The sequence below is a fragment of the Arthrobacter sp. RT-1 genome (assembly GCF_003367205.1).
Lineage (GTDB): Bacteria > Actinomycetota > Actinomycetes > Actinomycetales > Micrococcaceae > Arthrobacter.
This window is the reverse complement of sequence record NZ_QRGQ01000001.1, coordinates 184,137-204,397: the sequence shown is the minus strand read 5'-3', so window position 1 is coordinate 204,397 and position 20,261 is coordinate 184,137. Positions and strand designations below refer to the sequence as shown.

At 62.4% G+C, this 20,261-nt stretch carries 18 protein-coding genes; 11 read left to right on the top strand and 7 right to left on the bottom strand.

The annotated features are described in order from the left end of the window. Positions 1 to 19: 19 nt before the first annotated feature. Complete coding sequence (locus tag DXK94_RS00905) at positions 20 to 877, bottom strand: class I SAM-dependent methyltransferase (protein WP_115523421.1); 858 nt, start codon at positions 875 to 877, stop codon at positions 20 to 22. Between the two features lie 103 nt (positions 878 to 980). Continuing rightward, positions 981 to 1,544, bottom strand: coding sequence for a dihydrofolate reductase family protein (locus DXK94_RS00900; protein WP_079596059.1), 564 nt, complete (start codon positions 1,542 to 1,544; stop codon positions 981 to 983). 156 nt (positions 1,545 to 1,700) lie between these two features. Here DXK94_RS00900 and DXK94_RS00895 point away from each other — a divergent pair, with 156 nt between their 5' ends. Continuing rightward, positions 1,701 to 2,801 (top strand): hypothetical protein, encoded by a 1,101-nt coding sequence (locus tag DXK94_RS00895; RefSeq protein ID WP_258868384.1) that lies wholly within the window; start codon positions 1,701 to 1,703, stop codon positions 2,799 to 2,801. A gap of 207 nt (positions 2,802 to 3,008) precedes the next feature. Further along, positions 3,009 to 4,307 (top strand): vanadium-dependent haloperoxidase, encoded by a 1,299-nt coding sequence (locus DXK94_RS00890; protein ID WP_181884703.1) that lies wholly within the window; start codon positions 3,009 to 3,011, stop codon positions 4,305 to 4,307. Between the two features lie 141 nt (positions 4,308 to 4,448). Here the strand turns inward: DXK94_RS00890 and DXK94_RS00885 are convergent, their stop codons facing one another. The 3 genes from DXK94_RS00885 to DXK94_RS00875 all read right to left on the bottom strand — a co-directional run bounded on the left by DXK94_RS00885 (position 4,449) and on the right by DXK94_RS00875 (position 7,360). Continuing rightward, a complete protein-coding gene (locus tag DXK94_RS00885) occupies positions 4,449 to 5,024 on the bottom strand; it encodes a hypothetical protein (protein ID WP_254865478.1) in 576 nt (191 codons plus the stop codon). A gap of 485 nt (positions 5,025 to 5,509) precedes the next feature. Beyond that, on the bottom strand, positions 5,510 to 6,298 hold the full coding sequence (locus DXK94_RS00880; protein WP_079596057.1) for a hypothetical protein: 789 nt from the start codon (positions 6,296 to 6,298) through the stop codon (positions 5,510 to 5,512). 495 nt (positions 6,299 to 6,793) lie between these two features. Continuing rightward, positions 6,794 to 7,360, bottom strand: a complete 567-nt coding sequence (locus DXK94_RS00875) for a recombinase family protein (RefSeq protein ID WP_079596397.1) — start codon at positions 7,358 to 7,360, stop codon at positions 6,794 to 6,796. A 185-nt stretch (positions 7,361 to 7,545) separates the two neighbouring features. Between DXK94_RS00875 and DXK94_RS00870 the strand changes: the two genes are divergently transcribed. Continuing rightward, positions 7,546 to 8,178, top strand: coding sequence for a hypothetical protein (locus DXK94_RS00870; protein WP_079596056.1), 633 nt, complete (start codon positions 7,546 to 7,548; stop codon positions 8,176 to 8,178). Between the two features lie 69 nt (positions 8,179 to 8,247). Here DXK94_RS00870 and DXK94_RS00865 read toward each other — a convergent pair whose 3' ends face one another. Then, positions 8,248 to 8,886 carry a hypothetical protein gene (locus tag DXK94_RS00865; RefSeq protein ID WP_079596055.1) on the bottom strand — a complete coding sequence of 213 codons (639 nt, stop codon included), beginning with the start codon at positions 8,884 to 8,886 and terminating at the stop codon, positions 8,248 to 8,250. A 370-nt stretch (positions 8,887 to 9,256) separates the two neighbouring features. On the opposite strand from DXK94_RS00865, the gene DXK94_RS00860 reads away from it, so the two are divergent. The 5 genes from DXK94_RS00860 (at position 9,257) to DXK94_RS21875 (ending at position 13,669) form a co-directional block, all read left to right on the top strand. Continuing rightward, the gene (locus DXK94_RS00860) at positions 9,257 to 9,529 is read left to right on the top strand and encodes a hypothetical protein (RefSeq protein WP_139386209.1); all 273 of its coding nucleotides are present in this window, start codon (positions 9,257 to 9,259) and stop codon (positions 9,527 to 9,529) included. A gap of 290 nt (positions 9,530 to 9,819) precedes the next feature. Then, positions 9,820 to 10,314 carry a DUF2199 domain-containing protein gene (locus tag DXK94_RS00855; protein WP_079596053.1) on the top strand — a complete coding sequence of 165 codons (495 nt, stop codon included), beginning with the start codon at positions 9,820 to 9,822 and terminating at the stop codon, positions 10,312 to 10,314. After that, the gene (locus tag DXK94_RS00850) at positions 10,311 to 11,000 is read left to right on the top strand and encodes a hypothetical protein (RefSeq protein WP_147294346.1); all 690 of its coding nucleotides are present in this window, start codon (positions 10,311 to 10,313) and stop codon (positions 10,998 to 11,000) included. The genes DXK94_RS00855 and DXK94_RS00850 overlap by 4 nt, the downstream gene beginning before the upstream one ends. A gap of 1,404 nt (positions 11,001 to 12,404) precedes the next feature. Further along, entirely contained in the window at positions 12,405 to 13,232 is an 828-nt protein-coding gene (locus tag DXK94_RS00845; RefSeq protein ID WP_254865477.1) for a hypothetical protein, read from the top strand. A gap of 260 nt (positions 13,233 to 13,492) precedes the next feature. Continuing rightward, positions 13,493 to 13,669, top strand: a complete 177-nt coding sequence (locus DXK94_RS21875; protein WP_395927767.1) for a hypothetical protein — start codon at positions 13,493 to 13,495, stop codon at positions 13,667 to 13,669. Between the two features lie 233 nt (positions 13,670 to 13,902). Here the strand turns inward: DXK94_RS21875 and DXK94_RS00835 are convergent, their stop codons facing one another. Then, positions 13,903 to 14,862, bottom strand: coding sequence for a heme o synthase (locus tag DXK94_RS00835; RefSeq protein WP_079596051.1), 960 nt, complete (start codon positions 14,860 to 14,862; stop codon positions 13,903 to 13,905). A 444-nt stretch (positions 14,863 to 15,306) separates the two neighbouring features. Here DXK94_RS00835 and tkt point away from each other — a divergent pair, with 444 nt between their 5' ends. Genes tkt through DXK94_RS00820 form a run of 3 tightly spaced genes read left to right on the top strand, consistent with a single transcriptional unit; the run spans position 15,307 to position 20,202 of the window. Beyond that, positions 15,307 to 17,424, top strand: coding sequence for a transketolase (gene tkt / locus DXK94_RS00830; protein ID WP_079596395.1), 2,118 nt, complete (start codon positions 15,307 to 15,309; stop codon positions 17,422 to 17,424). 24 nt (positions 17,425 to 17,448) lie between these two features. After that, a complete protein-coding gene (tal, locus tag DXK94_RS00825; protein WP_115523418.1) occupies positions 17,449 to 18,564 on the top strand; it encodes a transaldolase in 1,116 nt (371 codons plus the stop codon). A 6-nt stretch (positions 18,565 to 18,570) separates the two neighbouring features. Then, the gene (locus tag DXK94_RS00820) at positions 18,571 to 20,202 is read left to right on the top strand and encodes a glucose-6-phosphate isomerase (protein ID WP_115523417.1); all 1,632 of its coding nucleotides are present in this window, start codon (positions 18,571 to 18,573) and stop codon (positions 20,200 to 20,202) included. Positions 20,203 to 20,261 lie beyond the last annotated feature (59 nt).

The window sequence follows — 20,261 nt, the reverse complement described above, 5'->3', positions numbered from 1 at the left end:
TGCGCTTGATGGGCGGGGGTTATCGCGGGGGCATCCCGCTCTCACTCGCCTTCGACAGCGTGAATATTCCATAGCGCATCGCACCGGTGCGATAGGCCAGGATCAGGCGCGGGATGCTTAGGACGAAGATGCGGTTGCGTGCGCGCAGGGCGAGGTGCCGGGTCTCGGAATCGACGAGCAAGGCCTTCAGAAGCCGGAGGGCGCAGATCGTCCAAGTGCGCGCGACGCGGCGGCTGACATCCTCATAGCCGGCGATCGTAAACCCCGCCGCCGTTGCCATTGCCTCATACTCCTCGCGCGTGCCCATTGAGGGCAGGCGCCCTTCGCGGCAGATCGGTTCGAGCAGGTGGCGAACCTTCCAGCCGCTGGCATCAGTCTCGGCGAGCCACGCACAGATCACGAAGCGGCCGCCGGGCGACAGCACGCGATGCGCCTCGGCGAAAAACCGGGGCTTGTCCACCATGTGCTCGCTGGACTCGATCGCCCACGCGGCATTGGCCGAGGCATCGTTCAGCCCGTTGGCGAGCCAGTCGCGGAGTTGGATGTCCACGTCAGGTACGGGATGCGCGGCGCCGTAGTGGGCCTGCTCAGCAGAAAGCGTGAAGCCGGTAACGCGAACGCTGCGTGAACTTGCGAGCTGCCTTGCGGTAGAGCCATAGCCGCAGCCGATGTCGACGCAGGCCTCGCCGGGCACAAGGCGCAGCCGGTCGGCGACCGTGTCAACCAGGGCCTCGACGGCCTCGGCGGGCGTCTCGTGACCTGTCACCCATAGACCGTGATGGACATGCTCACCCCACACCCGGCGATATATCGGATCGAGTTCGTCGTAGTGATCCGCGACCGCCACAGCGGTTTGGGAAATATTGGGGACGATCACGCCGTCACATTACAACGCGGGCCCATGCCTACGTAAGGTCTCGGCTCACGGCTGCTCGGTCCTTCTTCTGGCCGGAAGCCCGCTCTGATCCAAGGCCGGGCAGTCAGCGCCTGGTCTCGTACCTGGTCAGGACCACACCATCGGGAAACGTCCGGGTCTCCACCAGGCTCAGGTTTACCCAGTTGTCCAGGGCGGTGAAGAACGGTGTGCCGCCGCCCACCAGAACCGGGTGGGTGACGATCAAATATTGGTCGATCAGCCCGGCCCGCATGGCCGCTGCGGCGAGTGTGGCACCGGCGATGTCCATTGTGCCGCCGTCATCGGCCTTGAGCCGTGTAATCTCGGTGACCGCGTCACTGGTGACCAGCCGGGTGTTCCAGTCGACCGTGCGGGTCGTCGAGGAGAACACTATTTTCGGCATGTCCCGCCAGCGGCGGGCATACTCGATGTGCGCCGGTGTGGCGCCGGGTTGCTGGTCCGCGGTCGGCCAGTGGGAACTCATCGTCTCCCATAGTTTACGCCCGTACAGCGCCAGGCCCGTCGCCCCCACCCGGTCGGACCACCATTGGAACAGCTCATCGCTCGGCACGCTCCAACCGAGGTCGTCGCCGGGCGCGGCGATGTAGCCGTCCACGCTCACGTTCATGCCATAGGTCAGGTTACGCATGGCGTCAGTCTCCCGTGAGGCGGTCTTCGTTGTACAGACCAGACTCAAGGACCACCATGCCCAATTACCTCAGCCCCAATGATCTCCTTGATGCCCTCAGCATCCGGGACCTCTCAGATCCCCGCAGCGGTCCCCATGCCCTGCAGCAGATGGGCAGTGCCGGAACGGATCGTTCGCCACAGCCCCCTGGTCAGCGTGGTCGACAACTACGACCACCTCGGCTTCAAGGCATCAGACGTGACTCGGGATCAAAGGTACTCCCACTACATCAGTCCGACGGTCATGCTGCGCAGTCACACCTCCGCCTCCATCCCGTCGTTGCTCCGAGCCCTGGACCCCGCGGAATCGATGGACGAACTCTGGGTAATCCCGGGCCTGGTCTATCGGCGCGATTCCATCGACCGCACCCTTGTGGGAACGCCGCACCAGGTAGACCTGTGGCGCGTCAGTTCGCGGGCAAACCTGGGCGCCGTTGACCTTCAAGAGATGATCGCGTCCCTGGTTCAAGCGGTTCTTCCCGGTGCCCAGTGGCGCGCAGTCCCTGCCGTCCACCCCTATACGGAGCAGGGCTTACAGGTCGATGTTCTCATGGACGGGGAATGGCTCGAACTCGCGGTATGCGGTCTTATGGCCGGGCACTTGTTCTCACAAGCTGGTCTGGATCCCACCAAGTGGTCCGGGCTCGCCCTTGGCATGGGCTTGGACCGCGCCCTGATGCTGCGTAAGGGAATCCCCGACATCAGGCTTCTCCGGTCTACGGATAAGCGCGTTAAACACCAAATGTTGGACCTGGCGCCATGGCAGCCGGTCTCCCAAATGCCACCCATCCGGCGGGACATCTCAATCGTCGTTCCCGCTGACATGGACGTGGAAGTTTTAGGGGACCGGGTCCGAACAGCATTGAACGGACAGGCTGACGATCTAGAAAGCGTGGAACTGCTGGCCCTCACTCCCCAGGCGGAACTTCCGGTGCCAGCCCAGGAGCGGCTCAAAATCTGTGAAGGACAGGCCAACGCGCTGATACGGCTCGTGCTGCGCCCTCTTACCAGGACGATGACAGATCCACAGGCCAACCAGATCCGCGACGATGTCTACCTTGCCCTGCACGAAGGGCCGATAAAGGAGCTCATCGACGGGTTAAGCTGCTACATCGGGGTGCCGGCAGCAGATGCTTGGGCTGCCGGCACCCACCACCTCCCAGGCTGCCGAACACATTCCACTGGACAACGCGTTGGCAGAGGGACACTCTTGGAGTAACCGCACCGACTGCGCATTGCGCTGACTTCGGGCGGTCGCCTGCCGCCGGTGTCGGGCACCGCTGAGATGTCGACTCCGTCGGGTTCGCTTGAACATGGCTCCGATGATTGAAGGACCGACGACATGACGAACAGCAACGCTTACGGTCATCACGGGCGACCATCGCGGACTTCGAGGAATGGTCCGCGCCGACGGTGGGTACTCTGCTTGATCCCGGCACTGACCGCCGCACTCGTTCTAACGGGAGTGTCGAGCGCCGGCGCCTCGAACGCTCGGAACGCGGCGCCGCCGAACACGGACGTCCTCATCGAGTGGAGCAGCATCGCGCAAGACCACGTCATCCCATTGCGTCCCACGGCTCACGGCCAGCTCCGCGGCATGGCGATGGTTCAGGGCGCGGTGTACGACGCCGTGAACGCCATTGACCGCGGGTACCAGCCGTATCTGCTCGACGGCGGCTCGATCGGCGTCGGGCCGGAGGCATCGTTTGATGCGGCGATCTCGACAGCCGCACACCACGTGCTCGTCACTCTTGTCCCGTCGGACAAAGTAGCTGGCCTCGATGCTGCGTACGCAGCAACGCTCGCGGGCGTCGCCGACGGCCCGAACAAGGACGAAGGCGTCGCCGCCGGTGAGGCCGCCGCGGCAGCGATGATCCTCGCCCGCACCGATGACGGGTTCATGGTCCCGTTCGAGTTCAACATCGGACCCGAACCCGGCGACTGGCGGCCCGTCACACCCGATGCCCGCGATCCGGACGCCTGGGTGGCCAATCTCAAACCGTTCATGATCGAGAATCCCGACGCGTTCCGCTCGGAGGGTCCCAACCCGCTGAGGAGTGCCGAGTACACAGCGGACTTCAACGAGGTCAAGGAGATCGGTGCGCTCGCGAGTAGCACTCGAACCGACGACCAGACCACTGCGGCCATCTTCTGGCAAGCCGCGCCGGTAGCACTCTGGAACGGCGTGTTCCGCAGTCTCGCCGTAAAGCACGGACTTGACCTGCCCGACGCGGCTCGACTCTTCGCAATGACCAACCTCGCCGCCGCTGATGGCGCGGTGGCTTGCTGGAACGACAGGTACTACTGGAACTTCTGGCGTCCGATGGCGGCGATTCGCGAAGCCGACACCGACGGCAATCCGGAGACGGCAGCCGATCCGACATGGAAACCGCTCTTCGATGCATCGACAGTGACCGTCCCGCCGCTCGGCACACCGCCGTTCCCGGAGCACCCGTCTGGTCACGGCTGCGTCAGCGGCGCGACTCTCTCCGCGGCGCAGGAGTTCTTCGGCACGGACGAGGTCGCCTTCGACGTGAACTCCGGTCGCTTCCCGGGCGAGCCACGGCACTTCGACGGGTTCTCCGCGGCGATACAGGAGGTCATTGATTCTCGCGTCTGGGGCGGCATCCACTTCCGCACCGCCGCTGTACAGGGCGCCGAGCTCGGCAACGAGGTTGCGTCGTGGCTCAGCGATCACTACTTCCAGCCCGCGACATGTCGGTAGCGTCCTGCAACGAGGCCCAATGGTGGAACCCTGCGCCGGAGGGAAGCTCGATGGGTTGGAAGGAGAGCAGCGCAGTGACATGAGAAATGGCGGGCAGTTTCTCCCGAGGAAACAAGGCCCGCCATCCCTTAGAGGACCATCCTAAGTTTCTCGGCTTCCCAGCGAAGACGGTGGGCTGCTCGTCACATCGACCTCGGGTCTGACGGGCCAGCGGCCTTTCACCTTGCGGAAATCAATCGCCCCCGGCAATGGAGTCATGTCGTAAGCACTCATGTTCAGGCTGAGCTTGACACCATGAACGGATTTCACTGTCAGGAACTGCTGACCTCTCAACGTCCCTACGCTGTAGTGCACGATGTCGTCATAGGCAATCAAGTGTTCCTTGCCGAGCACGCTGCGAAAGGCAACTTCATAGGCGCGCGGAGCGACGTAAAAGTTGCGGTACATCGTGATGAATGCCATCCCGCCCAAGAGAATCGCCACCGAAGCAATACGGGCACCTAGAGGTGCCCGGGCTGTAGTAAAGGCGAACAGGCCCATGAGGAATCCCACGGACACGCAGAGCCAGCCAAAGATCAACAGCACCTTTGGCATACGGACCTGCTCCGGATACTCCTTGGACCGGTTGGGGTGCTTGCGTGCCCACCAGGCAATGGCGGCAATGGACAAAGTCGTGAATACGGTGATGGAGATGTTTATGATCTGCGCTGTCGACATTCTTTGGCTACATCCCTTGGGCGAGGAATGCCAACGTGGCTGTGAGTATGAGCAAAGAGGCGCGGATGGTACGACGAAGCAAATTTCCCCCAGAATCTGATCGGCTGTCCGGCAAAGTCTAAACCTAAATTCGTCCTCGGATTTGCAGCAGATTCCAGGCGCAGGATACAGGGCGACGGCCGCAACGCCACGCGAGAGACGCCCCTGCTCCCGGTGGCCGGCTCTGAAGAGGACTGCCCGCACGTCGCCCGATAGCTGGTCGATGGAAGGGGTGCAGTGCCTCGGGTTCTCGCCTACGTGCGGCCCTGGCCACCGAAAGCTCGTATGACCTGTCCGATTAGCCTCCCGGTGAGGGTCTTTCAACTGGCACCTAGGCGTCTCGTAACTCCAGCGTTTCGAGACACTGAGGCTATAAGACGCCCCCGTGAGTTCAGAGGAGGAGGAGGCGGAGCCCGGGGGGCGGGATCGCCTATTGGATTAGCTGGTCACTTGTAGGACCTGAACGCGATCGAGTCGAAGACGGCGCGTGCCTCTCTCATCAGCACCGGATTGATCAATTCGTCGATATAGCCCACCGAGACCACAGCTCGCTGGCCCTCCAAGTCGACCACCCGGTAGGTTTCGTGTTCATTCTGAGTTAAGTACCAGCGTGAGCAGGTGACGTTAGATTCTGAGTGGATACATAACCTGCGGGCGCCGCAGGTTATGAAGTCCACGTCGCCCTCCACGGAATGGTCGAACTCGACGCCGGAGTAATCGCCCACCATGACCTCGACGGGAGGGGTGCTTACCGTCCATGACTGCGCCGCCATCGCTTTGACAAAGGCCTCGGCCGACGGACCGACATCGGCAAGGGCGCCCGGCCAGGTGCATGCGTCCATCGACACATAGTCCGCGGGCGAAAGAGTCAGGTAGACGGCCCATTCAGCCGGGTGATCCCGGTCGTCCTTGCCCAGGCTTTGGCCGTCGAGAGTAAACCAGCCGTCTGGGACGGTGATCTCGAAAGGCTCCTTGTAGCCGGCGACGGGGACTAGGTATGTGCCGGCGTCGATGTCGCCACTCTCCGGCAGCGGTGGGACCGTGCGAGTGTCGCGACTCTCCGGCAGCGGTGAGACCGTGCGAGCCTCCGTAACCGGAGAACTGGCAGACGGGAGGGAGGCGTCGTTAAATTCATACTCGCACCCGCCGAGACATCCAATCAGGGCGACAGTCACCAGAGTCAAGAGATGGCGCGACCGCTGAGCGGCCTTTTCGAGGGGTGTCACCGAACTCATTGATCCACCAGGCCGCTACAAGGTGCTGTGAGGCCCCGCAGCCGGGTGGCCCCGCGGGGCCCGAAATTTGATGCCGTCGCCTCAAGTCTCCTCCGGCAGAAAATCCGTGACAATGAAGAGTTGGATGGAGATCAGTTTCGACTCATACAATTTCCCGCAATGACAGGAGCGCCCTGAAGCAGCGGCGAGGAAACGCCAAATTTGCGGCAGCTTTCACCGCCCGGGTCTAACTAGCCAATGAGATCTGGTGATTTACGGCCACGCCTACGGCGTTCCGTGCCGTGCCGTGCACCTGTTCAGCGTCCCGCCAGCGTGAGGAGATCATCCTCGATCAGATACCCCAGCCTGTCCTGTACATCCAACAGCAGGCGGTAAAGCTCATCAGCGGTAGCGGTATCGATATTCACTGGTCATCTCCTACTTTCAGGTAACGGTACAGGGTGGCGCCTGACGGGCCGACCAACTTATGGATCTCGGCGAGGTGCCCATCGCTCCTCAGACGGAGCGCCGCTGGAGCTCGCGATACACCGTGGTCCGGGACACCCCGAACAGCTCCGCTAATTCAGCCTGGGTGTGTTCCCCGGCGTCGTGCAGCGTCAGAAGGTGCTTTCGCTGCGTCTTGGATAATTTTGGTTGCTTGCCTTTCAGCCGTCCCTTCGCCTTGGCGACCGCCATTCCCTCACGGGTGCGCATCCGGATCAGGTTCGCCTCAAACTCGGCCACCATGCCCAAGACGTTGAACAGCAGCCGGCCGACCGGGTCAGTTGGATCGTGGGTGCTTCCGCCGAGACTGAGCACTACCCCTTTGGCAGTCAGTTCGTCGGCTATACCCCTGGCATCGGAAAGGGAACGTGCCAAACGGTCGAGTTTGGTGACCACGAGCGTATCGCCGGCTCGGCACGCTGCCATCGCTTCACGGAGACCAGGGCGCACCCGGTTCGCTCCCGTGAGCCCATGGTCGACGAAGATCTGCTTCTCTGCAACACCCAGGGCTAGGAGAGCGTTTCGTTGGGCGGTCAGGTCCTGATCGCTCGTCGAGACGCGGGCATAGCCGATCTTCATTCCACTCATCAGGAACATGGTTGCAGTAATGCCCCCGTCACCACGCATTTGATCGTGCGGGTCTTACGTACATGGCTTCGACCAGGAACGGGGCGGAATATGGCGGCGGGGCTCCGCAGCACGGTGACCGACCGGCTTACGGGTACCGCTTCGAGGGTTTGATCGCCTGGTGATTGAATAACTGAATGGTCGCTTCGTCATTCGTAGATCCGCTGTTGCTGGACACGATACCTGAATCGGGGCGGGCAGATGCGAAAGTTGCGATGGGCGCACTCGGCCCGCCACGGTTTTCGACGCGCGCTGTATTGATCCAGGACACTAACAAACACGTTGGTTTTTACCCAAGCATCCACGTTCAGGGGGAAGTAATACGAGTTCCTTACCGGGTCAACTATGACTGGCCTAGTAGGGAGCGGAAAAGCCCCTTCACCACAATGCAGCTGCTCATCATCGCCTGCTGGATGTCTCGGCACCACAATGGGAAACTGCGGCAAAAGGGACTGCGCCATATTTTGCGGTCGGATCTAGATGTGCCTTGGACAATCCCGTTCGTTATCCAGCTCTGCGGAGAGTACGTCATCGAGATCGGTTCCGATGTCCTGACTTTCGTAACGAATTCCCTGCCCACGCGGCCCAACCTGCGGAGGGATTATGCACAGTTCGTCCATGACAATCCGGAGTTCATGAGCATTACCCGCCAGAGAGCCGAGAGCTACTGGCTGGCATATCACCGCCACCAGCTCCCCAAAAAACAGTATCCGCAGTTCCAGGCGGTAGAAGCTGTGACTGCACTGGCAGCTGAACCGTTGCTCGTCTGATAGTAGAAAGTCGAGGAGCGGTAGGCCGCCCGGAGTGGGATCTTTAGCGGGCGCTGTGCACTCGGCTAACTAATCCCTTTGGTTGACGTTTAATTCGTCCAGTTCGCGGATTGTGACTCGGGCAGGTTCTGGACCCAACACCTGTTGCGCCCGACCGTAGCTACGCCAGCAGGAAACGCTGAGGATGCTGAAAGCGATAGCACCGACACCGCCCAGGGCAATAGACATATCGAGCAGGGAGTGCGCTTCGTCGTAGCCTGGATCGTCGAACCCGACTTCGCCAAGGGCGGCCCATGCTTCGTAGGCCTGCACCCCGGAAGCAACCTTGGTCACCGTCAGGACCAATATCCACAGGAGTGCTGCCCCGCCCGCGAGGTAGGTGACTTTAATGATTCGCCTCTGCCGGTTCCAGGCCTTAAAGGTCTTCGGACGCAGCTCCGCCGGCATTGGACCCAGGGCTGCCGTGGAGCGTTTCCACCAGCGGTGCAGCAGGACCGAGGAGAGGGCCAGTGTCGCGGTCAGCACTCCAAAGGCTGCGACAAGCAGGTCTTTCGAGCTCTGCAGATATTCGTAGGCAGGATTGCCGAATGCGACGTCCCCTCGCAAAAGTGGCCCGGCAACGTTCAAGAGCCAGAAGCTGAGTAGGACGAGACCCACCATCAAAGGCAGCTGGAAGACGAAAACTGCGACGCAGTAGATCAGCGTCATGCGCCGACAGCGCCGCGACCACGTCGTTGTGGTTTCAGATGTCTCGGCGTGCTGAAGATCTGTCATTGAGGTCCCCCACCTGAATGGCTACGTGGCTCCAGCTTAGCCGGGGAAGGACACGGCGACGCCGCCGGGGCGCTGTACAGGCGCGTTCCGGCAAGAGACCTTGACCGATCGAAATGCAGGCAAGCCGTTGCGAAGAATTTTTTCGAAACAGCTGAACCTCCGGGTCTCATAACGTCGGTGCCTCGAATCCCTAGGGTTATGCGGCGGAGGCCTCCGGCCTGTCGTCGGCACTTTGCAGGATCTGTGCCGTGGAGGGTTTGTCCCTAGGGCAACCCTCCCTCATTTCGAGACTTAGGATCGGGTCATGATCGTGTCTACAACTGGAGTTGTATACGCCGCAGAAGGCTCTGTGGTTCTTGATGTTGTTCCGCCGCCCAGAACGTTGGCCGAGGCCATGGCAGCCCGTGGCCGTGATGAGGCACGGGAATTTAACGAGATTCTCTTTGAGACGGGCATCAACAGGGGGCCCGTCGAATTACAGGTTGAGGTCTTGCCGGCTGAGCCTGCAGAGGACACAACGGATAGTTGGGAAGATGCATGGGAAGACTTTGATTTTGAGTTGCCCCGGGCACAGTGAATCTTTATGGTCCAACAATGGGCGATGTGCTCAACATTGGCACCATCGAGGAACTCTCGGTCTACAGGTTTCGGATCCAGGCGAATGGTCGGAGCCGCATGAGGGATTTGGTGGCCACGGAAGTTGTCGAGAGCTATTTTGTCCAAACATGGATAGTCGAGCAGCAAACTAGGAAGACTGTTTCGTAGAAGGTTCCCGAAAGTAGATTCGGATAGACCGGGCTACCTTGCGCTACCTCGCCTGGCCCCGCGACGTAGACTCGCCTGGGCAACTACAAATTGGGGGACGTGATGTTCGGTAAGAAGCACGCGTGCGGGATGTGCGGGCAAGCTTTGGCGGCCCATAGTAGAGATGTTCGGTTCCGTCTCCCGGATCCAGTGCTGGAGAGCCCTGAACAGCACCGGGTCGAGGACAGCTGGCTGAGCGACCCGGACCCCAACAAGGCGACACTCATGCAGATTCCGAATATCAGTCCTTTCGTCCGTGCCTTGCTTCCGATAAAGCTGCAGGGCGGGCACGAGTTCCGGTTTGGGGTCTGGATCGCCATTCACCCCGATGACCTCCAGCACGCCTGCAGGGTCTGGAACGCGCCCCAGTACGTCGACCTGAAACTAACTGGGTACCTGGCTAACAGGATTCAGCCCTGGGGTCTCTTCGCCGTGCCAGTAGATTTGGCTGTTCTGAACGTGGACCAGACGCCTTACTGCGTGTCCAGCTCGAATGAGGACCTGAACGAGGTGCTAACCCGGGAGTGGCCACATGGCATCCTGGCGTCACTGCCGTGATTCAGCAACGGCGAGTCCGCAACCCATGGCCGTTCGCCGCGGTCTGCATGATGGTGCCCTCGCTGACGCTTCTGGTGTTCGGCCTGACACAGGCGTCAGTGATCGATCTGTTGCCCGGGTACGTGGCCGCCTACCTGCTGATCGGGGTGTGCATCTTCGGCCCGCCCGGCAAACTCCCGTCACCGGGGCAGGCCGTGGCGTTCCTGCTTCCCGGTGCCCTGCTCGTGGTCCTGGCGCTGCTGGACCTGGGTTTTTGGTGTGGCGGCTGGTTGCTCGGACTCCCGGCCTGGGGGCTGCTGCTGAGCCGATCGACGACGGCAAACCCGCTCCGGGCCGTGGACGTGTTGAAATTCCTTGGGCTGCTGGTGCTGGGCCTGGCGGTCTTCACGTTCAACATCATCTGGGTGATTTTCAGCCTCGGCCTGTTCCTGCTCCCAATCATCCCTCTGGTCCGGCTGGCCTACCCTGAGTACTGGGCCACGCCTCTACAGGCGACCGTGGAGGTCGTTCCGGCCGTGGCCGCCGTCATAGTTGCCTTTGCTATTCCCACCCCCGAAGGGTCATGGTCATCGCCTTGGGTGTATGCGGGTGGGGCCGCGACGGCTGGACTCATGATCACATATTGGGCCTGGAGGCTCCCCCGCCGTTCCCGGCGCCGGCAGCTCAATAACGGAGCCATCGTCTAGCCCCCGTCTTCTAGTAGGGAATGGTCTGAGGCTCTGTCTCATAACCCCTGCGTCTCGAATCCCTAGGGATTCGAGGCGCTGAGGTTAGAAACACAGGAATTCAGCTGACCCGTAAGGGGATCCTTCACCGGACTGATCGTGCCAAATGTCTTTGGCCCCGGCCGGGATGGCATTTGAAACTGCTCCCATCTCGGCAAATGCGGGTGGTTTCGTCGTCCCGAGTAAGCAAGGCTTCGCGGGAGATTTTTCTTCGGCCCGTGAGTTGATACGTTATGGGACTCTCGTTATTGGTTCTGGAGAGGCACTTCTCATTCGTTCCGGGGTCCACGGGCGCTGCTCCCCCTCTTCAATCAACTTGATCTGAGAATCGGCCGAGTTCCCTTCCGGCAGCGCACTCGGTTGAAGGGGCATGGGCGCAGGAGTGGCTTGGCGCATCTGTTCTTCAGTTAGCGGGACGGATCTTGTGCCGCAACTGGAAGGTGCGATTGGTGCCGTTGAATCGGTCGGAAGCAAAATTGTTTCGGGGCACTCGCTTATATCGACTATTTCTGCACCTCTTGTAGCCTCGACTGAAGGCTCTACTGATGGGAGCGGTGGCTCCTCACTTTCTTCTCGCTGACTGCTGGGCCCGGCGCTTCCACAAGAGCTAGCGGAGAAAATAAGGACGCATACAGCAGCAAACCCACGGGTTTTCCCAAAAGTCCCATTTCTTGATTGTCCACAAATGCGAATCACCAAAATAGGGGTTTGGCCGAATTCCGTGTTTCGATCTGGTCACCAGTCTGGCTCCTGCGTCAGATGGAAAAGCCAAACTGATGCTTGTCTACTCGTCGGACCGAGTGAACGGTTGCTCGGAGTGCGGAGGTTCCCGATTTATGAGCGTTGATTGTCCTGTCAGGGATTGCCCCCACATCGTCGCGTTAGCCGGTCGTGAAGCGCGCAGCTAGGCATAAATTCTTCCCTCGGCGTTGTTACTAGCCTTTGTACGCACGTTTACCCCGCACGATGATGCACGGTGAAGGTGCCCTAACCGCTACGCTCCAGACTGTCTCTAAACCCTTGTGTTCTGAGACGAGAGGGTTTTGAGACCCGTTTGGATGGGGCCCTTACCAGGCACCGCACCGGCAGCGAGGATACTCGATCCGATGAAGTACGGAACGCCCAATTCACTCGGGATGTGCACCTTTGCAGGACAGCTCACAAACAGCCCGGAGAGCGCCTTTTCAGGCACACGGGGGCTGAGGCTTTGGCGAACCAGCGGTGATGGCCACAGTCGCCCGGCGGCGGGACTCACCATCCGTTCCCGTTGTCCAAAATGGGGGGCATTTGCTTCTGGCGTGCCCTTGCGGTCAGTGTTGGCTGGGCGTAACGTCCGCAGCATAAGGGTTGCCTTTGGAGGCCTCCATGCGTGTGCTGCTACGCCATTTCATCGCCATGACATTAGTCTTGTCCGTCTGGCTTCTCGGGCTGTGGACTTCTAACCGGCGCTCCCGCCCCACTCATGCCGGGAGCGCACACCCGATCGGCATCGCCATCGCAATGCTGGCGTGCGTAAGCCTCTCGGCGTGCACCCCCGCCGAAGCGCCATCCTCCGCAGCAACTACGGAAGCCCGCACGGCCCCACCGGCGCCCACGGTCCCGCCGGTCCCACCGCTGCCGGAAGGCGACATCGACCCCGGTACATACCTCGTCACCAGCTTCCAAGAGAATTTCGAGATCACCGTCCCAGACGGCTGGAGGAGTGACGATGGCCTGTTTAAGGACGACCCGGATCACCCGGATGATTATGGGGTCTTCGTGGGTTGGTGGCCCGCGCTCTATGTGCCGAGGGACGCATGCGCGTGGGAGGGCGCGCTCGTCAAGCTCGATCCGTCGGCTAATGCGTTCGTCGACGCGATGACGGCGCAGACGTCAACGGCCAGTACCCCTCCCGTCGAGGTTATGGTGGGCGATTACTCCGGCGTCGAGTTCGACCACTCCGTGGAGGGTGACGTGGACTTCAAAGCCTGCGACCGCGACAAGTTTTGCATCCACTCATCAATCTCAAACGAATGCGGACGCTGGTACTCGAGCACCGCTGAGCGCGAAACCTATCGGGTAGTCCACCTGAACGGCGAACGCGCGATGTTCTGGGTGGTCCAATTCCACGAATCGATCAATCCGGAGCTGACAAGAGAGGCACGCACCGTCTTCGACTCGATCGTGTTCAAGCTCCCACAAATGACCAGCTGATGCGATACGCGATACCGCCCGCGGGCGCCGACTCCTTCTCTGACCCCACCTTGGGTGTCTCATAGCGTCAGTGCCTCGAAACGCAGGAGGCACGAGGAGTTTGGACGAGGACACGAACGCCAATCATCCATTAGTTATGTGACACATCGGAGCAGCCCATGAAAAAGCTGATTGGCTGCGCACGTGTTTTGACGCGACCGGCAACAGGCAGACCTTCTGACCGCAGGCGTCCTCCGCGATGACCTTACATTGACCACGCCGTGTCCGGAGCGCGGGCTTCACGGCCCCAATTCGATCAGGCCTTGGACGCACTAATTGGGGGTGGCACCCTCGTCATCGCAACGCTGGACGGGCTTAGGCGATTCACACAGAACATGCTCTCCTCAGCACTGCAAAAGGCCGCCAATACCGCTGGGATTCACACTCAAAGTTACTGACGGGCTGCTACCGCGGCGACTCCATAGACCTCTTGCTCTACTCCGCGTCGACGAAGGCAGATTGAGGTTTACCCGGAAAGATAGGCCGAAAGCTCAAATGACCTACCCCCGGGCAGCTGGGCAACCAGGCATGTCCCGTTCACCGCCCCGGAATCAGGGCTGTGGTGAGAGAGCGTCCGCGGAAAACCTGCGGAAGGTGAAAGAGCGTTGCGGGTGGAGTGGCGGAACGGAAGCTAGCCAGCCATGACGGCCGGGCCGATGAACGGGTCAACAGCCAGGGCGATGAACAGCAAGGTGAGGTAGCTGATGGAGCCGTGGAACACCTTCATGGCCCGCTTGTCGGAGATGTCCTCGCGCTGTGCCCGGTTGTACAGGGAATGCGACTCGTAGAGGAACCAGGCGCCGGCCACCACAGCCGTGGCGGTGTACACCCAGCCCGCCCCGCCGGCCGGGACCATCAGCAGCGAGCACACCACCATGGCCCAGGCGTACAGGACCACCTGTACCGACACCACCTTGGCGCCGGCGATGGCACCGAGCATGGGCACGTTGGCGTTGCGGTAGTCCTCGCCGTAGCGCATGGACAGCGGCCAGTAGTGCGGCGGGGTCCACAGGAAGATCACCATAAAGAGGATGACCGCGGGCCATTCCACGGTGTTGGTGACGGCTGCCCAGGCGATCAGCACCGGGAAGCAGCCGGCCGCGCCGCCCCACACAATGTTCTGTGCCGTGCGGCGCTTAAGGATGATCGTGTAGATCACCACGTAGAAGAAGATGGCGCCCAGCCCCAGCCAGGCGGACAAAGGGTTAGCGCCGAACCACAGGATGGCGATGGCGGCAGCACCCAGGAGCCAGGAAAAGACCAGCGCCTCACGGGGGGTGACCTCCCCCGTGACCAGGGGACGGTTCTCCGTCCGGTGCATCAGTTTGTCGATGTCGCGGTCAATGTAGCAGTTGAACGCCCCGGCACTGCCGGCCGCAAACGCGCCGCCAACCAGGGTGGCGAGGATCAGCCCGATCGAAGGAAAGCCACGCTCCGCATAAATCATGGTGGGCAGCGTGCTGACCAGCAGCAGCTCGATAACGCGCGGTTTGGTGAGGGCGAGATACGCCTTGGCCTTACGGGCAAACCCGGCACCTGATGCCCGGGATGCGTTCAGCGGCGTATCTGTTGTGCTCACGGTGGCAGTCACCCGTTCTGTGTGGCAGTTGTGTCTGGCGGTGCAGCTACGGACGGCTGGAAAGGTCCGCTGCCCGGCATTGGCCTCCGAATATCATACCGCGCCGCCACCCCCCTTCCGGCCGCCCGATATGCGCACATGATCGCTCGAACGCCGATTCGAGCAGATTAACTCAACCTCACTTCAGGCTGATTCATAAAAGGGGAAATTGCGTCCAAAACGTGAGATTTGCGCCGCCCGGAGAATGGAATGGAGCTAAGCTGTCACCAGATCAGCACGCAGCCAGGAAGCGGTGGAAAACGCATTCCCGGACTGCCAGTGGCTGAGTGAAAGATCAACGTTTCGATGGTGAACGGCTGGTACACACCGCAGCGGGCGCCACACAGCGTGCCTTTAAACGGATCCGGTGTGCCGCCTGCCATCAGCACAGAGAGGGGCCCGGTTTTCGTGCCACATTTGGAAGAGCAAGAACTGTCATGGACCAGCTTGGACCAGCGCGCCGTGGATACTATCCGCGTGCTGGCTGCGGACGCCGTGGAGAAGGTGGGCAACGGCCACCCCGGAACGGCCATGAGCCTGGCTCCGGCTGCGTACCTTCTTTTCCAGAAGCTGATGCGCCATGATCCCCGCAACCCGGAGTGGCTGGGCCGTGACCGGTTCATCCTGTCCCCCGGCCACACGTCACTGACGCTGTACATCCAGCTGTTCCTTTCCGGTTACGGCCTGGAGCTGAAGGACCTGCAGGCGCTGCGGACCTGGGGTTCGCTGACCCCGGGCCACCCCGAGTACAAGCACACCGCGGGTGTGGAGATCACCACCGGCCCGCTGGGCCAGGGCCTTGCCTCCTCGGTAGGTTTCGCGTATTCCCAGCGCCGGATGCGCGGCCTGTTCGACGCCGATGCTGCCGCCGGCGAGAGCCCGTTTGACCACACCATCTGGGTCATCGCGTCCGACGGCGACCTGCAGGAAGGCGTCACGGCCGAGGCTTCCTCGCTGGCCGGCCACCAGGAACTGGGCAACCTGGTTGTTGTGTACGACGAGAACCACATCTCCATCGAGGACGACACCGACATCGCGTTCACCGAGGATGTCCTGAAGCGCTACGAGGCCTACGGCTGGCACGTCCAGCGCGTGGACTGGACCAAGACCGGCGAATACAAGGAAGACGTGCAGGAGCTTTACTCGGCACTGCTTGCTGCCAAGGCCGAGACGTCCAAGCCGTCCATCGTGTCGCTGCGCACCATCATCGGCTACCCTGCCCCGAAGAAGCAGAACACCGGCAAGATCCACGGTTCCGCACTTGGTGCCGAGGAAGTTGCAGCGTTGAAGGAAGTCCTGGGCTTCGATCCGGCCAAGTCCTTCGAGGTTGACCAGGAAGTCCTGGCCCACGCCCGCTCCGTGGTGGACCGGGGAGCTGCTGCCCGCAAGGAATGGGAAGAGTCCTTCAACGCCTGGCAGGCTGCCAACCCCGAGGGCGCGGCACTGCTGCAGCGCATCGAGGCCAAGGAACTGCCCACCGATGTTGACGCGGCCCTTCCGGTCTTCCCGGCCGGTAAGGACGTCTCCACCCGCGCCGCATCGGGCAAGGTCCTGAACGCCCTGGGCCCGGTCCTGCCCGAACTGTGGGGCGGTTCTGCCGACCTTGCAGAGTCGAACAACACCACCATCGAGGGCTCGCCGTCGTTCGTTCCCGCGTCCAAGCAGACCGACGCGTGGAAGGGCAACCCCTACGGCCGCGTCCTGCACTTCGGCATCCGCGAACACGCCGCAGCGTCGATCGTGAACGGCATCAGCCTGCACGGCCGGACCCGCGCGTTCTCCGGAACGTTCCTGATCTTCAGCGACTACCAGCGTCCCGCCATCCGCCTCGGTGCACTGATGGGTGTCCCGTCCCTGTACGTCTGGACGCACGATTCCATCGGCCTGGGCGAAGACGGACCCACCCACCAGCCCGTGGAGCAGCTCGCCTCGCTGCGCGCCATCGTGGGCCTGGACGTTGTCCGCCCCGGTGACGCCAACGAAGTTGCCGTTGCCTGGAAGACCATGCTCGAAAACCACGCAAACCCGGCCGGCATCGTCCTGACCCGCCAGAACATCCCCACCTGGGAACGCGGCGAGGGAGCGGCCGACGGCGACACGTTCGGTTCCGTCGCGGGCGTCGCCAAGGGCGGGTACGTCCTCGCAGAGGCCTCCAAGGACGGCGCGACCGTTCCGGCCGACGTGATCCTGATCGGCACCGGCTCCGAGGTCCAGCTGGCCGTCAAGGCCCGTGAAGCACTGCAGGCCGAAGGCATCGCCACCCGGGTTGTGTCCATGCCGTGCGTCGAGTGGTTCAACAAGCAGGATGCTGCCTACCGCGAATCGGTCCTCCCGTCCGCGGTCAAGGCCCGCGTCTCCGTCGAAGCAGGACTTGCCCTGGGCTGGAAGGAATTCGTCGGCGACGCCGGCCGCTCCATCAGCCTCGAGCACTACGGCGCTTCCGCTGACTACAAGCGCCTCTTCCAGGAGTTCGGCATCACGGCAGAAGCAGTAGCTGCCGCTGCCAAGGACTCCCTCGCCCGCCTGCAGGCCTAACAAACGATTTAGGAGAAAAAGACAATGACTACTCCCACCCAGCAGCTCTCCGACGCCGGAGTTTCCATTTGGCTTGATGACCTTTCCCGCGGACGCCTGGAAACCGGCACCCTGCGCAAGCTCATCGAAGAGAAGAACGTGGTTGGTGTGACCACCAACCCCTCCATCTTCCACGCCGCCATCACCACCGGTACCGACTACGACGCCACCATCGCCGCGCAGGCAGCAGCAGGCGCGTCCATCGAAGACACCATCTTCGAAATCACCACCACCGACGTCGCCGACGCCTGCGACCTCTTCGCACCGGTGGCAGCAGCCACCAACGGTGTCGACGGCCGCGTCTCCATCGAAGTTGACCCGCGCCTCGCCTGGGACACCGCCGGCACAATCGCCGAAGCCAAGCACCTGTACAAGAAGGTCAACAAGGACAACGTCCTGATCAAAATCCCGGCCACGCTCGAAGGCCTCGAGGCGATCACCGCCACCCTGGCCGAGGGCATCAGCGTCAACGTGACCCTGATCTTCTCCCTGGAGCGCTACCGCGCCGTCATCAACGCCTTCCAGACCGGCCTGGAACAGGCCAAGGAAAACGGCCACGACCTCTCCAAGATCCACTCCGTGGCATCATTCTTCGTCTCCCGCGTGGACACCGAGATCGACAAGCGCCTTGACGCCATCGGCACCGACGAAGCCAAGGCCCTCAAGGGCAAGGCAGGCGTCGCGAACGCCCGCCTCGCCTACCAGGTCTACGAAGAGCTCTTCGCCACCGAACGCTGGGCCCTGCTCGCCGAAGCCGGCGCCCGCCCCCAGCGCCCGCTCTGGGCCTCCACCGGCGTGAAGGACCCGGCCTACCCGGACACCCTTTACGTCACCGAGCTCGTCGCCCCCGGCGTCGTCAACACCATGCCCGAAAAGACCCTGGACGCCACCTTCGACCACGGCGAGGTCAAGGGCGACACCATCACGGGCACCTACGCCGAGGCCAACAACACCCTTGACGCACTGGAAAAGCTCGGCGTCTCTTACAACGACGTCGTCGCCATCCTCGAATCCGAAGGCCTGGACAAGTTCGTGGCCAGCTGGAAGGAACTCCTGGCCGACGTCGAAGGCGCCCTCGCCTCAGCACGGAAGGCTTCCTAGTCCCCTATGAGCACTCTCAGCTACGACGCCACCGGCGCTGCCCAGAAGGCACTTGAACAGCACCTTCCTGCTCTGGTCGAGGAGCGGATTGCCACCCGGATCTTTGCCAAGGACCACACCCTGTGGGGTCCGGATGCAGAATCCGAGTCGGCCATCCGGCTTGGCTGGGTGGAGGCGGCCACCGTCTCCCAGCCGCTGGTGAAGGACATCCTGGAACTCCGCGACGCCCTCCGGGCTGAAGGCGTCACCCGCATTGTGCTGTGCGGCATGGGTGGTTCTTCCCTCGCCCCAGAGGTCATCGCCGGCACCGCCGGCGTCGAGCTGACTGTGCTGGACAGCACGGACCCGGACCAGGTCCGTGCTGCCCTGGCCGACCGGCTGGCCGAGACCGCGATCGTGGTCTCGTCCAAGTCCGGCTCCACGGTGGAGACCGATTCCCAGCGGCGGATCTTCGAAAAGGCGTTCAACGACGCCGGCATCGACGCCGCCAGCCGCATCATCATCGTCACGGACCCCGGCTCCCCGCTGGACAAGGCTTCCCGCGAGGCCGGCTACCGCGCCGTCTTCAACGCCGACCCCAACGTCGGCGGCCGCTTCTCCGCCCTCACGGCCTTCGGCCTGGTCCCCTCCGGCCTGGCCGGAGTGGACATCCAGGCCTTCCTGGACGAGGCTGAGGAAGCAGCGGAAATCCTCAATGACGATGCCCCCGAGAACATCGGGCTCGCACTCGGCACCGCCCTGGGCGGAACCACGCCGCTGCGGAACAAGATCGTCATTGCCGAGGACGGCTCCGGCATTGTGGGCTTCGCCGACTGGGCCGAGCAGCTCATCGCCGAATCCACCGGCAAGCTGGGCACGGGCGTCCTGCCGGTCGTGGCCGGCCCCGCCGCACCCGAGGTAACGTCCGGCGCGCCGGATGTCCTGGTGGTACGGCTGGTAGCCGCTGATGCCGACGTCGAACTCGGCGACGACGAAGTGGCCATCGCCGGTGGCCTGGCCACACAGATGATGGTGTGGGAGTTTGCCACGGCCGTGGCGGGACGTTTGCTGGGCATCAACCCCTTCGACCAGCCCGACGTCGAAGCCGCCAAGGTGGCAGCGCGCGGCCTGCTGGACGCGCAGCCGGAGCCCACTGCCGCAGCATTCGTTGATGGCGCCATCGAGGTCCGCGGCGGTGACTGGCTCGGTGATGCCGGCACCGCGGAGTCCGCCGTCAAGGCTCTGCTGGGCACCCTCGAGGCAGACAGCTACCTGAGCGTCCAGGCGTACTTCGACCGCCTCGCCTTCGCTGAACTGGAAGGGATCCGCGACGAACTGGCTGCTGCCAGCGGCCGTCCCGTCACATTCGGCTGGGGCCCCCGGTTCCTGCACTCCACGGGCCAGTTCCACAAGGGCGGACCCGCCATCGGCGTGTTCCTCCAGGTCACGGCTGCGCCTGCAGAAGACCTTGAAATCCCGGAGCGTCCCTTCACGTTCGGGGAACTGATTTCCGCGCAGGCTGCCGGCGACGCCCAGGTCCTGGAAGGGCACGGCCGGCCCGTGCTGCGCCTGCACCTGACCAACCGTGCTGCCGGCGTGAAGCAGCTGCAGGACATCGTCGCTGCACTTTCCGCCCGCGCATCCGCTACCGAAAGCTAAGGCACAAAAGCAACATGCCAGAAACTGAATACGGCAAAAGGTCCGGGACCCGGGGGCGT